General features: G+C 72.8%; 14 protein-coding genes. 6 read left to right on the forward strand and 8 right to left on the reverse strand.

The genetic code is table 11. The annotated features are described in order from the left end of the window. Positions 1 to 39 precede the first annotated feature (39 nt). From ACFPL3_RS25870 to ACFPL3_RS25885, 4 genes are all read left to right on the forward strand, one after another. Entirely contained in the window at positions 40 to 1,158 is a 1,119-nt protein-coding gene (locus tag ACFPL3_RS25870; protein WP_343945574.1) for an NDMA-dependent alcohol dehydrogenase, read from the forward strand. Between the two features lie 4 nt (positions 1,159 to 1,162). Next, on the forward strand, positions 1,163 to 2,479 hold the full coding sequence (locus ACFPL3_RS25875; protein ID WP_343945575.1) for an MFS transporter: 1,317 nt from the start codon (positions 1,163 to 1,165) through the stop codon (positions 2,477 to 2,479). A gap of 24 nt (positions 2,480 to 2,503) precedes the next feature. Continuing rightward, positions 2,504 to 3,283, forward strand: a complete 780-nt coding sequence (locus tag ACFPL3_RS25880) for an SGNH/GDSL hydrolase family protein (protein WP_343945576.1) — start codon at positions 2,504 to 2,506, stop codon at positions 3,281 to 3,283. A 125-nt stretch (positions 3,284 to 3,408) separates the two neighbouring features. Then, positions 3,409 to 3,726: a hypothetical protein gene (locus ACFPL3_RS25885; protein ID WP_343945577.1), complete on the forward strand. Its 318-nt coding sequence runs from the start codon at positions 3,409 to 3,411 to the stop codon at positions 3,724 to 3,726. Between the two features lie 7 nt (positions 3,727 to 3,733). Here the strand turns inward: ACFPL3_RS25885 and ACFPL3_RS25890 are convergent, their stop codons facing one another. From ACFPL3_RS25890 to ACFPL3_RS25915, 6 genes are all read right to left on the reverse strand, one after another. Next, positions 3,734 to 5,026, reverse strand: coding sequence for a glycosyltransferase (locus ACFPL3_RS25890; RefSeq protein ID WP_343945578.1), 1,293 nt, complete (start codon positions 5,024 to 5,026; stop codon positions 3,734 to 3,736). A gap of 6 nt (positions 5,027 to 5,032) precedes the next feature. Then, entirely contained in the window at positions 5,033 to 7,264 is a 2,232-nt protein-coding gene (locus ACFPL3_RS25895) for a glycoside hydrolase domain-containing protein (RefSeq protein ID WP_343945589.1), read from the reverse strand. A gap of 82 nt (positions 7,265 to 7,346) precedes the next feature. Further along, complete coding sequence (locus ACFPL3_RS25900; RefSeq protein ID WP_343945579.1) at positions 7,347 to 7,934, reverse strand: nitrile hydratase subunit alpha; 588 nt, start codon at positions 7,932 to 7,934, stop codon at positions 7,347 to 7,349. Next, positions 7,931 to 8,212, reverse strand: coding sequence for an SH3-like domain-containing protein (locus tag ACFPL3_RS25905; protein WP_343945580.1), 282 nt, complete (start codon positions 8,210 to 8,212; stop codon positions 7,931 to 7,933). Before ACFPL3_RS25905 ends, ACFPL3_RS25900 begins: the two co-directional genes overlap by 4 nt. Then, entirely contained in the window at positions 8,205 to 8,465 is a 261-nt protein-coding gene (locus tag ACFPL3_RS25910) for a hypothetical protein (RefSeq protein ID WP_343945581.1), read from the reverse strand. Before ACFPL3_RS25910 ends, ACFPL3_RS25905 begins: the two co-directional genes overlap by 8 nt. Before the next feature lie 9 nt (positions 8,466 to 8,474). Next, complete coding sequence (locus tag ACFPL3_RS25915) at positions 8,475 to 9,107, reverse strand: TetR/AcrR family transcriptional regulator (RefSeq protein ID WP_343945582.1); 633 nt, start codon at positions 9,105 to 9,107, stop codon at positions 8,475 to 8,477. Positions 9,108 to 9,205: 98 nt separating this feature from the next. Here ACFPL3_RS25915 and ACFPL3_RS25920 point away from each other — a divergent pair, with 98 nt between their 5' ends. Further along, complete coding sequence (locus ACFPL3_RS25920) at positions 9,206 to 10,222, forward strand: aldo/keto reductase (RefSeq protein WP_343945583.1); 1,017 nt, start codon at positions 9,206 to 9,208, stop codon at positions 10,220 to 10,222. Here the strand turns inward: ACFPL3_RS25920 and ACFPL3_RS25925 are convergent. Next, positions 10,153 to 10,785, reverse strand: coding sequence for a TetR/AcrR family transcriptional regulator (locus ACFPL3_RS25925; RefSeq protein ID WP_343945584.1), 633 nt, complete (start codon positions 10,783 to 10,785; stop codon positions 10,153 to 10,155). The two genes, ACFPL3_RS25920 and ACFPL3_RS25925, sit on opposite strands and share 70 nt — an antisense overlap. Positions 10,786 to 10,855: 70 nt before the next feature. Here ACFPL3_RS25925 and ACFPL3_RS25930 point away from each other — a divergent pair, with 70 nt between their 5' ends. Then, positions 10,856 to 11,749, forward strand: a complete 894-nt coding sequence (locus ACFPL3_RS25930; RefSeq protein WP_343945585.1) for an NADP-dependent oxidoreductase — start codon at positions 10,856 to 10,858, stop codon at positions 11,747 to 11,749. A gap of 19 nt (positions 11,750 to 11,768) precedes the next feature. Here ACFPL3_RS25930 and serA read toward each other — a convergent pair whose 3' ends face one another. Beyond that, positions 11,769 to 12,959: a phosphoglycerate dehydrogenase gene (serA, locus tag ACFPL3_RS25935; RefSeq protein ID WP_343945590.1), complete on the reverse strand. Its 1,191-nt coding sequence runs from the start codon at positions 12,957 to 12,959 to the stop codon at positions 11,769 to 11,771. Positions 12,960 to 13,013 lie beyond the last annotated feature (54 nt).

Genomic DNA, 13,013 nt, shown 5'->3' on the forward strand with positions numbered 1-13,013 from the left:
GCTTCCGGGAATCGCCTGGTCAGCGACGACAGGAGGGCCATGCGCACGAAGGCAGCCATCATCCGGGAGACCGGCAAGCCGTGGGAGCTGGTCGACCTCGAGCTCGACGAGCCCCGCGCGGGCGAGGTCCGGATCAAGTTCGCCGCCTCCGGGATGTGCCACTCCGACGAGCACCTGCGCACCGGTGACTCCCGGTGCCGGCTGCCGATCGTCGGCGGGCACGAGGGCGCGGGCGTGGTGGAGGCCGTGGGCCCGGACGTCACGCGGGTGCGGCCGGGCGACCACGTCGTGTGCTCGTTCATCCCGGCGTGCGGCACCTGCCGCTACTGCTCCACGGGCCGGCAGAACCTCTGCGACCAGGGCGCCCAGATGGTCACCGGGATGCTCGGCGACGGCACGTTCCGCTTTCACGACGAGTGGGGAGAGGACCTCGGCGGCTTCTGCATGCTCGGCACGTTCTCGCAGCGCGCGGTCGTGTCGCAGGCATCCTGCGTGAAGATCGACGACGACATCCCGTTCGAGGTCGCGGCGCTCACCGGGTGCGGGGTGCCCACCGGCTGGGGCACGTCCGTGTACGCCGCGGGCGTGCGGGCCAACGACACCGTGGTGATCTTCGGGGTCGGCGGGGTCGGCGCCAACGCCGTGCAGGGCGCGCTCCACGCGGGCGCGCGCAACATCGTGGCGGTCGACCCGGTGGCGTTCAAGCGCGAGAAGGCGCTGGAGTTCGGCGCCACCCACGCCTTCGCCGACGCCGCGCAGGCCCACGAGGCCGTCGTCGACATGACCCGCGGCCAGCTGGCCGACCACGCCATCTGCACCGTCGGGGTGCTCAGCGCCGAGGTGGTGTCGCAGGCGGCCGCGATCGTCGGGAAGGGCGCGCAGGTCACCGTCACCTCGGTGGGCCGCAGCTCCGAGGTGCAGGTGCAGCTCGCCGCCAACGGGATGCTGGTGGGCTACCAGCGCCGCATCCAGGGCCACGTCTTCGGCATGTGCAACCCGCTGCTGGACATCCCGCGGCTGCTCGACCTGTACCGCGCGGGGCGGCTCAAGCTCGACGAGCTGATCACCCGCCGCTACTCCCTCGACGAGATCAACCAGGGCTACCAGGACCTCGACGAGGGCCGGATCCTGCGCGGCGTCGTCCTCCACGAGGACTGAGCCGGTGACCGTCGACAGCACGGCACAGCCGCCGCTCCACGACGACGAGCGGCTGCGGACGCAACGGCGCCGGGTGCTGGTGTCCGGCACGATCGGCACCACGATCGAGTACTTCGACTTCCTGCTGTTCGGGCTGATCGCGCCCGTGGTGTTCAACCAGCTCTTCTTCCCCGACGCCGACCCGCTCGTGGGCACGATCGCGGTGCTCGCGACGTTCGCCGTCGGGTACGTGGCGCGCCCGCTGGGCGGGCTGGTGTTCGGGCACTTCGGCGACCGCATCGGGCGCAAGCCGATCATGTTCGTGACGCTGGTGCTGATGGGTGCCGCCACCACCGGGATCGGCCTGCTGCCCACCTACGCCGCCATCGGCGTGGCGGCGCCGGTTCTGCTCACGCTCCTGCGGTGCGTGCAGGGCTTCGCCCTCGGCGGCGAGACCGTCGGCGCCACGATCATGGCCACGGAGAGCGCGCCGCGGGGCAAGCGCGGTGGCTACGCGGGCACGATCCAGATCGGCGGGGCGCTCGGCTCGGTGCTGGCCTCGCTCGCGGCCGCGCTCGTCGCGAGCATGCCCACCGAGGAGGCGATCGCCTGGGGCTGGCGGGTGCCGTTCCTGCTCAGCGCCGTGCTCGTGGTGGTCGGCGTGTACGTGCGCACGCGGATCGACGAATCGCCGGTGTTCACTGATGCGGCGCGGACGGCCCCGCCGAAGGCGCCGCTGCTCGTGGCGCTGCGCGAGGAGCCGAAGGCGTGCCTCACCGTGTTCCTCTGCGTGATCACCGAGACCAGCATGCTGCAGCTGTTCTCGGTGTACGCGCTGGTCTACGGGGGATCGCAGCTCGGGATACCGACGTCGGTGATGCTGAACGGCCTGCTGATCGGCAACATCGTGGGCATCGCGATGAACCCGCTGTTCGGCCGGCTGTCCGACTTCGTCGGCCGCCGCCTGCTGATCGCGGTCTCGCTGGTGCTCGGCGCGCTCTACACGGCATTCGTGTACTTCCCGCTGCTGGCCACCGGCGACACCGTCCTCGTCGTCGTGGCGGTGGCGATCCCGCCCGCCCTCATCCAGACCATGATCTTCGCCACCGAGGCCAGCTTCTTCGCGGAGCTGTTCCGCGGGGCCGCGCGCCGGTTCTCCGGGCTCGCGGTGAGCCGCCAGGTGGGCGGTGTGGTCGGCGGGCTGTTCCCGCTGATCGCGGCGTCGCTGTACGCGGCCGCCGGGTCGGTGTGGGCGGTGGTCGGCTACTACGCGGCGATCTCGGCGATCTCCCTGGTCGCGGTGCTCGCGGCCCGGGAGACGCACCGGGAGGAACTCACCTGAGGGCCGGGTGGTAGACGAGAGGTCATGTCTGGAGGTGCGGTCCGGTACGCGGCGATCGGTGACAGCTTCACGGAGGGGGTCGGCGACGAGCTCGGGGACGGGGTGGTCCGCGGGTGGGCCGACCGGGTGGCCGCCGGTCTCGCGGCCACCCACGGCGACGTGCGGTACGCCAACCTCGCGGTGCGCGGGCGCCTGCTGGCGCCGATCGTCACCGAGCAGCTCGACGCGGCGCTGTCCCTCGATCCGCCCCCGACCCTGATCACGCTCAACGGTGGCGGCAACGACATGCTGCGCCCCGGCGTGGACGTGGCGAAGCTCGTGGCCCTCACCGAGCGGGCGGTCCGCCGCTGCGCGGACGCCGGTGTGCGGCTGGTGCTGATCAGCGGGGCCGACCCTTCGGACCGGCTCCCCTTCGGGCGGACGATCCACCGCCGCGCCGCGCAGCTCACCGCGGGCGTCGCGGCGCTGGCCGCCGCCCACGGGGTGGAGTTCGTCGACGTCTTCAACGACACCGAGATCCGCCGCCCCGGATACTGGTCGCCCGACCGGCTGCACCTGGGCAGCGCCGGCCACCAGCGCGCGGCCGAGCTCGTGCTGGCGGGCCTCGGCGAGGGGCCGGCGGCCCAGGAGGCGGGCGCGGACTCGCCCGCGGCACGCGGGTTGCTCGCCGAGGCCCGGTACTACCGCGAGCACGTGCTGCCGTGGGTCGGGCGCCGCCTGCGGCGCCGTTCCTCCGGCGACGACCGCACCGCGAAGCACGCCACGTGGATCTCCGTGCAGGCCGTCGACCGCACGGCGCGGTAGGGCGCAACGGGTGACCGTCCATCGACCTGCGGTCACCACCCGTTCGGTAGCTGGTCGGCGGTCGGGCACGGGCGTAGCTTTCGGCGGCCCTCCGACGACCAGCGCAGATCCGGGAGGAGTACGCCATGGCCGGGTTCATCCAGATCATCGAGATGCACACGTCGCGCATGGACGAGGTCGAAGCGCTCGGGAAGGAGATCCGCGCCCGGCTCGACGACGGCCGCCCGTCCAGCCCCCTGCGGGGCACGATCGCCGCCGATCGCGACCGCCCCGGCGTCTATTTCAACCTTGTGGAGTTCGCGTCGTACGAGGCCGCTATGGAGAACTCCAGCCGGCCCGAGACCGGGGAGTTCGCGGCGCGCCTCGGCAAGCTCTGCGACGAGCCGCCGAAGTTCTACAACCTCGACGTGCGCGAGGTGTGGGAGCCGCAGTCGCAGCGCTGATCACAACTCAGCCGGCGTGGGCGGCGGGAGCCCCGCCCACGAGGGTGACGTGCCTCGGGGCGCGAAAGAGGTGGTCGAAGACCCGGAAGCGGTCGAAGGCCATGGCGTGGTCGCGCCCGCGCAACTCCATGCCGCGCCGCTCTTGCTCGGACATCTCCAGCACCACCCCGTCCAGCGCCGCCCGCAGGCCCGCGACGTCGCCCGCCTCGACGATCACGGCGGTGTCGCCGACGGCCTCGCCGGTGCCGCCGGTCAGCGTGGTGATCACCGGGCCGCCCCCGGCGAGCTGCTTCTCGGCGAGGGCGATGCCGAACGTCTCCACGAAGTCGGGCTCGGGCTTGGTGGGCAGGGCGTAGGCGGCGCATCCGCGCATCAGCAGCGGCTTCTCGTCGTCGTCGACGTCGGTGAGGAAGACGACGCGCTCGTCGTCGCCCGCGAGCGCGCGGATCTCGGGCAACGCGGGCCCGGTGCCCGCGACGACGAGCCGCACCCGCTCGCGCGCCCGGGACGCCGCGTAGGCGGCCACCAGGTCGTGGATGCCCTTTGCCCGGGTCACGCGCGAGAGGAACAGCACGTAGCCGTCGCGCTCGAGCCCGCGCCGGGCCAGCGCGGCGTCCACCGCCGCCGGGTCGAGATCCAGGTAGGCGGCGGTGTCGATCGGCGGGTAGCTGATCGTGACGCGGTCGCGGCACGCCACCGCGAACCGCGTGCCGCAGTGGGCGTCGACCGCCTCCGCGGCGAGGATGATCTGCTCGCGCGTGTACTCCGACACCGCGAGCACCTCGTCGTGGGCGAGGTAGGTCGTGAAGACGGCCGCGGCCGCGCCGAACCGCCCCTCCCGCAGGCAGGACCGGATCACGTTGGTGACGTCGGAGCCCACGGCCTTGGCCATCGTGTGCACGTCGGCGGGGAAGCCCGCCGCGCGGGCGGCGGCCACGGCGTCGACCACGACGTTCGCGTGCGGTGACAGGTACATCGACAGGCACGTGGTGGGGATCGGCTCGGCGAGCAGCTCGACCAGCCGCCCGGTGAGCCCGGCCAGGTAGCGCCCGTCCGGCACCCGGTAGTCACCGACGGGCTCGGGGCGCTCCACGGCGATGCCCGCGGTATAGGGCTGCAGGCGGTCCAGCGGCTTCAGCGGCAGCCCGGCGGCCTGCAGCGCGGCCACCGGCCACGTGAGGAGCCGGACGTCGGTGAAGCCGCGGCGCAGCGCCACCTCGGCCAGGTTGCGGGCCTCCCCGGAATGACCGCAGATCACCGGATCGGCCCGGACGACGATCACGAGTCGGCGTTCGCCCATGACCGGTCACCTCCCGTGCGGGTCGGACAGCGACGGTGGCCGGATCGCGCTCCCCCACGGAGACGGCTCCGGCCCCAGCTCCAGGTGCAGCACGCCGCCCGCGTGCACGTCGGCCGCGTCGAGGTGGGTGGCCTCGAGGGGCTCGCCGTTCAGCCATGCGGCCTGGACGTACTGCGTGGGTGGCGTCCGCTCCACCCCGTCCGCGCCGACGGGGTGGTCGCGGTGCCCGCTCGTCTCGATCACGAACTCGCCCCCCGCCACCTGCAGGGCGGCGCGGGCGAAGGCGGGTGCGTTGACCAGGAACAGGCTCTGACCGGCGATCGGGAACAGGCCCAGCGACGCCCAGACGTACCAGGAGCTGAGGCCGCCCGAGTCGTCGTTGCCCGGCAGGCCGCCGGGCCCGGTACCGAACTGCCAGGTCAGAGCGGCGTGCACGATCTCGGCCGTGCGGTCGGGGCGCCCGGCGTAGTGGTAGGCCCACGGCGCTTCCATGTCGGGCTCGTTGTTGAGGCCCTCGAAGCGGTTGAGCGCGTACCCGGCGGCCATCTCCTCGGGCGTGGGCCGCGGCCCGGGTTGCGTCACGGGATCCGCGCCGAAGCCGAAGAAGGCGTCGAGGACGTCGAGGAACGCCGCGTCACCGCCGGCGAGCGCGATGCGCGCCCGCATGTCGTGCACGAGCCGGAACGAGTAGTTCCACTTGCCGCCCTCGTAGAACTCCGAGTCGCGCAGCAGCCCCGTGGCCGGGTCGAACGCGTTGACCCACCAGCGGCTGCGCGCCTGGAGCTCGTCGGCGAGGCGCTTGTCGCCCAGGGCCTGCGCGACCGTGGCCGTGCAGTGGTGGCCGTAGGCGAGGTCGAGGGTGTGCGTGACGGGGTGCACGAACCCGTGCTCGAAGAAGTCCTCCCCGTAGAGCCGGCGCAGGTCGTCGGCCATGTGCACCAGCGCCCAGCTCCAGTCGATACCGGGCAGCGCGAGCGCGTGCGCGTCGGCCAGCGCCGTGTGGGCGAGCGCGCTGGCCTGGCGGAAGAAGCGGTCCGCACCCCGGGCCATCCGGTAGCCGATCGGGAAGTTGCCCTCCTCCTCGCAGACCCGGATCAGCGACTCGAGCAGGTCGGTGGCACGGGTCGGCGCGATCGTCATCAACAGGGGGATCTGGGTCTTGTAGAGGTCCCACATCGTGCAGATGTCGAACGCGAACGGCCCCGACGCCGGCCAGAACGGGCTCTCGTCGTCGGCGAAGCAGGGCTTGATCAGCGAGTGGTAGAGCGCCGTGGCCATCACCTGCCGCCGGGCCGTGGTGCCGCCCTCCACCCGGACGCGGCCGATGTGCTCGGCCCAGCGCTCGCGCGTGCGGGCCCGGACCGCGTCGAAGACCGGATCGGCGCCCGCGCACTCGCGTTCCAGGTTCTCGCGCGCCTGCTCGCAGCCGCGCAGCGAGAACCCCAGGCGCACCTCGACCACGTCGCCCGCCCGCACCGGACCCATGAACAGCAGGCCGAACGGTCGCAGGGTGGTCTGGCGGATGCTGTCGAAGTCGAGCCGGGTGCCGCCCTCGATCAGCCGGCGGTCGTGCCAGAGCATCTGGCGCCACCCGGGCCCGTGCACTTCGATGTGCACCGAGAGCGGCACGCCCTCCAGCACCACGGTGCCCTGCGCGCGTCCGTACCCCGTGCTCTCCACGTGGGCCCGCAGCGGCACCGTGCGGCCCAGCTCGATGGCCAGCCCGCCGCACGACAGGTCCACCACCACGCGGGCGCTGCGGCTCTCCGGGAAGGTGTAGCGGTGCACGGCGACCTTCTCGCCGACCGTGATCTCGCAGTGGATCCCGGTGTCCAGGGTGGTGGCGTAGTAGCCGGGCGACGCCGTCTCGTCGTGCAGGGCCCACGACTCGCCGAGGTCGTCGAGGGGCTGCACCATAGGGGTGACCCGCACGTAGTTGTAGTACTTGCGGATCGCGCCGGTCCCGGATTGCTGGAAATGCGTGAAACCGGACGCCTGCAGCGTCTCGAACATCACCTCGGGAACGCCCTCGGTGTTCTTGCTGTAGCGCCCGTAACCCGTGGGGTAGGCCCCGGAGTAGGCGCACGCGGAGACCATGCCCAGGGGCGACGTGGCACCCGGGTGGGTGTTGCCGACCTGCGGTTTCGGCCACCACCACGTGGCGGCGAGACCGCTCGCGGGCGGAAGTCCGGTCGCGGCGGTCCCGATGAAGGGGTCAACGTCGTCGAGAATGCGCAGACTGTAGAACCGCGCCCGCCCTCGACCGGTTACGCCGGCGTTACCACTCGTGGTCTTGTTCGGGGAGCCGTCCGAAAACCGATCACACCGCGGCGGTGCCGATCAGCCCTTCCCGCGTGACCAGAGCCGCGAGTTCGGCCTCGCCCAGCCCGTCGGTGCCCTCCGGCCGCAGCGGCAGCACCATGTGCCTGCTCTCGGCGCTGGTGTCGTGCACGACGATCTCGGTGTCGGCCGGCAGTTCGAGCCCGAACTCGGCGAGCACGGCCCGGGGCTCGCGCACCACGCGCGAGCGGTAGGCCTCGCTCTTGTACCAGGACGGCGAGGGCCCGAGCAGCGCGATCGGGTAGCACGAGCACAGGGTGCAGACGAGCACGTGGTGCCGGGTGGGGGTGTTCGCGAGCACGCTGAACCGCTGTGGTTGCGGCCCGCTGCTCATCGACAGGCCCAGCTCCTCGAGCCCCCGGTTGCCGTCGGTCAGGAGCCGCTCGCGGTACGCCGGGTCGACCCACGCGCGCGCCACGACCCGCGCGCCGTTGGCGGGCGTGCCCGACACGACCTTGGCGATGATCGCGTCGAGCTGGTCGTCGCTGGTGAGGTCCGCACCGATCAGCTGCTCCTCCAGCCTGCGCACCCGCACCGCCACCTCGGAGCTCGCATGCCGCCCGCTCACCGCGCCACCTCCAGGTAGGACTCCCACAGCTCGACCTGCACCCAGTGCCCGCCCGGCGGACCCCACAGGTCCGCGGCCGGGAACCGGACCGTGTACACCGGCTCCACCCGCGGCTCGGCCACGCCCTGCGCGCTCTCGTCGGCCAGCGGCCAGGTGCCCTGCACCTCCACCACCTCGCCGACCTGCCCGCGCGCGTAGCGGGGCAGCCGGGTGTGGTGGGGCGGGTCCACCGTGCTGGTGCGCACGCGGTCACCCACCGCGAACCGCGGCTCACCCATGGCGCGCGCCCGCGGTGAGCGTCTCGACGGCGTGCAGCCAGCGCTCGTAGTAGGACGCCGCCAGGTACTCCGCGGGCGGCATCCGCTCGATCGCGTCGCGGAACTGGTCGAGGTTGTACACACCCCGGCGCAGCATCGCGACGTTGAGCGCGTACACCCGCGCCTCCCAGTCGGCGTGGAACGGTGGCTCGTCGCCCTCCACCGGGACCGGCCCGAACCCCGACTGCCCGCCGACGTCGTTGACCCGCGACATGGCCCCACCCTAAGAGGAACCCGCGCCTCGGGCGATCGGCGGTTCCGGCCTCCGTCCCGGTGGACCCGGCCCGTCCACCCGGCGCAGGCCGTCGACCAGCAGCCGGGCCATCCTCCGCCCGTGCTCGGGTCCGCGCCCGGGCACCGGCTGGCACAGCTGGGCCACGGCGTGCAGGAGATCCTCGGCCCCCACGTCGTCGCGGAGCGCCCCCTCGGTCACGGCGGCCTCGAGCAGGGCCGCGAGGGTGGGGCCGAGCCGTTGCATGAAGTAGCCGGGCAGCCCGGCGAACGCGGGGTCGCCCGAGTGCAGCGCCGAGGCGAGCCCGCGCTTCGTGCCGAGCAGCTCGGTGTAGCGGTCGATCCAGCGGGTGAGCGCCTCCCCCGGGCCGTAGGCGCCTGCCAGCGCCGGGCCGGCGTCGGCCACCTCGTCGATCCCGGTCTCGACCACGGCTTTCACCAGGTCGGAGCGCTGCGGGAAGTGCCGGTACAGGGTGCCGACCCCGACCCCGGCCAGGTCGGTGATCTCCTTCGCCGGGGCGTCCACGCCGGAGGTGTCGAAGACCTTGCGCGCGGCCTCGATCAGGGCGTCGACGTTGCGGCGCGCATCGGCGCGGCGGCGTCGCGGTACGGGGCCGTCGGTCACCGGGCATCACCTCGCTTGCTCAACCGGAAAGCTCTTCCGTATAGTTCTGGAAAGTCTTTCCGCTTAAGATACCCGACCAGCACGAAGGCAGGCATCCCGTGCAGTACCGCACCCTGGGCCGGACCGGCATCACCGTCAGCCCGTACGCACTCGGCACGCTCAACCTCGCCACCGCCATGGGCAACGATCCCGCGGACTCGGCGCGGATCGTCCACAAGGCGCTCGACGCCGGCATCAACCTCGTCGACACCGCCGACGCATACGGCGACTCCGAGGAGGTGCTCGGCAGGGCGCTCGCCGGCCGCCGCGACGACGTCGTACTCGCCACCAAGTTCGGCCGCCCGACCGGACAGGACCCGAACCACCGCGGCGCCTCGCGGCGCTGGATCGTGACCGCCGTGGAGAACTCGCTGCGCCGGCTGCGCACCGACCACATCGACCTCTACCAGCTGCACCGCCCCGACCCCGACGCCGAGGTCGAAGAGACCCTCGCGGCGCTCACCGACCTGCTCCGCAGCGGCAAGGTCCGCGCGATCGGCACCTCCGGGATGCCGGCGTCCGACATCGTCGAGGCCCAGTGGGTGGCGGAACGGCGCGGCCTCGCCCGGTTCCGCACCGAGCAGGTGGCGTACTCGATCCTCAACCGCGGGATCGAACGCGAGGTCCTGCCCACCGCCCAGCGGTTCGGCATGGGCACGCTGGTGTGGGGCCCGCTCGGGCAGGGGCTGCTCACCGGCCGCGTCCGCCGCGACCACAACGACCTCACCCGCGCCGGCCTGTTCCGCCACCTCACCGACGACCACCGGCTCGCGACGGTGGAGAAGCTCGTGCCCCTCGCCGCCGAGGCCGGCCTCCCCATGGCCCACCTCGCGATGGCGTTCACCATCGCCCACCCCGGCGTCACGTGCGCCCTGCTCGGCCCGCGCACCGAGCAGCAGCTCGACGACCTGCTCGCCGGCCTGGACGTCACCCTCACCGACGACGTGCTCGACCGGATCGACGAGATCGTCGCGCCGGGCACCGACATCGGCACCCTCGACCAGGCCTACCGGCCGCCCGCACTCGACGACGCCGCGCTGCGCCGCCGGCCGATCGGCTCCCGCGCGGCGGCCTGAGCCGCCCAGGCCGACTCGATCATCCGGAAGACCTCGTCGAGCGCAGCGTCCGGATCGGGCGCCTCCCGGGCCAGCTGGAAGGCGTCCACCACGAACCGCGCGAGCGCTCGGCAGGCCGTCGAGGGCTCCGCGAGACCCAGCTCCCCCGCCACGGCCGCGGCCAGCGAGTCGGCGTGCCGCAGCCGCATCGCCTTCTCGTACTCCTGCAGGGCGGGCGAGGCCTCGATGATGCTCCCCGCCGGACGCGCGTCGTCCGAGGTGCAGTGGCGCACCTGCGCCCGCAACTCGCGGTGCAACGCAGACACGAGGCCCTCCTGCGGCGCCCGTTCGGAGACCGCCCGCACGAGCCCCTGCTCGAAGTCGCGGTCCTGGTCGAAGACCAGGGCCTCCTTCGAGGCGAAGTGCGAGAAGACCGTGGTGACGGCCACGTCGGCCTCGGCGGCCACGTCGCGGATGCCCACCGCGTCGAACCCGCGCTCCCGGAAGAGCCGCAGCGCCGCGTCGGCGATCTTCTGCCGCGTGGCGGCCTTCTTGCGCTCGCGGCGCCCGATCGGCTCGGTCACCGGCTGATGCTACCAAGCACAAAGTCATAACCGTTGCAAAACACTAACCGTTAGCATTACGGTCGGCAGCATGAAGATGGTGAGCTTCACCGAGTTCGGCGGGCCCGAGGTCCTGGAGCTGGTCGACGCCGAGGAGCCGCACGCAGGTCCGGGCCAGGTGCGCATCGCCGTGCGGGCGGCGGGCGTGAACCCGGTGGACTGGCGGATCCGGGAAGGCCAGTTCCAGCAGATCCACCCGGTCGAGCTGCCCGCCGGGGTCGGGATCGACGCCGCCGGTGTGGTGGACGAGGTCGGCGAGGGCGTGACCGGCGTGGAGGTCGGTGACCCCGTGTTCGGCGAGGGCACGAACACCTACGCCGAGTTCGCCGTGCTGCGGGCATGGGCCCGCATGCCCGCGGGGCTCCCGTTCGACGAGGCGGCCGGCTACCCGTCCGTGGTGGAGACCGCGCTGCGGATCCTCGGGCAGGTCGGCGTGCAGGCCGGGCAGACGCTGCTCGTCAGCGGCGCCTCCGGGGGCGTCGGTTCGGCCGTGCTGCAGATCGCCCGCCACCGCGGCATCGCGGTGATCGGCACCGCAGGCGCCGCCAACCAGGACTACCTGCGCGGCCTGGGTGCCCTCGCCACGACCTACGGCGAGGGCTGGGTCGACCGGGTGCGGCAGCTGGGCCGGGTCGACGCCGCGCTCGACCTCGCCGGATCGGGGGTGCTCCGCGAGCTCGTCGAGCTGACCGGCGACCCGCAGAAGGTGATCTCCATCGCCGACCCGCGTGCCCCGGAGTTCGGCGTCCGGTTCTCGAACGAGGCCGGGAGCATGCCGGACGCGCTCGCCGCAGCCGCCGACCTCATCGCCCGCGGCGCGCTGCACATCCCGGTCTCGGCGTCCTACGCGCTCGCCGGCGCGGCGGCGGCGCACGCCGACAGCCGCGCCGGGCACACCCGCGGACGGCGGGTCGTGGTCGTCTGACCCCCGGCCCCGATGGCCCTCAGAGCTGCCAGGTGCGCAGCCAGATCGTCTGCGGCGACCGGCGCAGCGCCGACAGCGTGTCGTCCGACAGCACGGCGTCGGTGTCGGTAAGGACGTACCCGTGCTCGCCGCGGGTCGAGAGCGACTGGCCGACCACGTTCACCCGGGCGTCGGCGAGCAGCCGGTTGATCTCGGCCAGCACCCCGGGCGAGTTCTGGTGCAGGTACGCCATCCGGAACTTGCCCTGCGGCTGCGGCGCGGCCACCTGCGGCATGTTGACCGAGAGCGCCGTGCTGCCCGCGCCGACGAACCGGAGCAGCTTGTCCGACACGAAATGGCCGATCCCCTCCTGCGCCTCCTGCGTGGAGCCGCCGACGTGCGGGGTGAGGATCACGTTGTCGAGGCCACGCAGCGGCGAGTCGAACGGGTCGCCCTGGGCCTTCGGCTCGAGCGGGAACACGTCGATGGCGGCGCCGGACAGGTGCCCGGACCGGATGTGGTCGCGCAGGGCGATCTCGTCGACCACCATCCCGCGCGAGGCGTTGATGAACGCGGCACCGGGCTTCATCATCGCGAACTGCTCGGCGCCGAAGAGCCCCGCGTTGCCCGGCCTGCCGTCGACGTGGATGCTCACCACGTCCGACTCGGCCAGCAGCTGCTCCAGCGACCCGACCCGGGTGGCGTTGCCGTGCGCCAGGCGGTCGGCGGTGTCGTAGAAGATCACCCGCATGCCGAAGGCCTCGGCGATGGTGGACAGCTGGGTGCCGATGTTGCCGTAGCCGACGATGCCGAGCGTGCGCCGGCGGACCTCGTGGCTGCCCTTCGCCGACTTGTCCCACACCCCCTCGTGCATCCGCTGGGTCTTCTCGGTGAGCCTGCGGGCGAGCGCCACGATCTCGCCCATCACGAGCTCGACGACGCTGCGGGTGTTGGAGTACGGCGCGTTGAAGACGGCGACGCCGCGCTCGGCCGCGGCGTTCAGGTCCACCTGGTTGGTGCCGATGCAGAAGCACCCCACCGCCAGGAGGTCCTTGGCCGCGTCGAGCACCGCGGGCGTGATCGTGGTGTTGGAGCGGATCCCGAGCACCGACACGCCGGGGAGCTCCGCGACGAGCTCCTCCTCGCTCAACGATCGCGAGCGCAGGTCGACCTCGAAGCCGGCGCGGCGGAACGCCTCGGCCGCCACGGGGTGGATGTTCTCCAACAGCATCGCCTTCACGGCTCCCAACCTATGCGCGCCCGGCGACGGGGTGGGAACCGGCTC

It is taken from the genome of Pseudonocardia zijingensis, from assembly GCF_042657305.1.
Taxonomy (GTDB): Bacteria; Actinomycetota; Actinomycetes; order Mycobacteriales; family Pseudonocardiaceae; genus Pseudonocardia; species Pseudonocardia zijingensis.

Bases quoted from the DNA above. Each gene is read 5' to 3' on its own strand.
- ACFPL3_RS25880 (WP_343945576.1), top strand. From the start codon at position 2,504: ATGTCTGGAGGTGCGGTCCGGTACGCGGCGATCGGTGACAGCTTCACG.
- ACFPL3_RS25910 (WP_343945581.1), bottom strand. From the start codon at position 8,465: ATGTCGCGGGTCAACGACGTCGGCGGGCAGTCGGGGTTCGGGCCGGTC.
- ACFPL3_RS25870 (WP_343945574.1), top strand. From the start codon at position 40: ATGCGCACGAAGGCAGCCATCATCCGGGAGACCGGCAAGCCGTGGGAG.
- ACFPL3_RS25930 (WP_343945585.1), top strand. From the start codon at position 10,856: ATGAAGATGGTGAGCTTCACCGAGTTCGGCGGGCCCGAGGTCCTGGAG.
- ACFPL3_RS25890 (WP_343945578.1), bottom strand. From the start codon at position 5,026: ATGGGCGAACGCCGACTCGTGATCGTCGTCCGGGCCGATCCGGTGATC.
- serA (WP_343945590.1), bottom strand. From the start codon at position 12,959: ATGCTGTTGGAGAACATCCACCCCGTGGCGGCCGAGGCGTTCCGCCGC.
- ACFPL3_RS25885 (WP_343945577.1), top strand. From the start codon at position 3,409: ATGGCCGGGTTCATCCAGATCATCGAGATGCACACGTCGCGCATGGAC.
- ACFPL3_RS25905 (WP_343945580.1), bottom strand. From the start codon at position 8,212: ATGGGTGAGCCGCGGTTCGCGGTGGGTGACCGCGTGCGCACCAGCACG.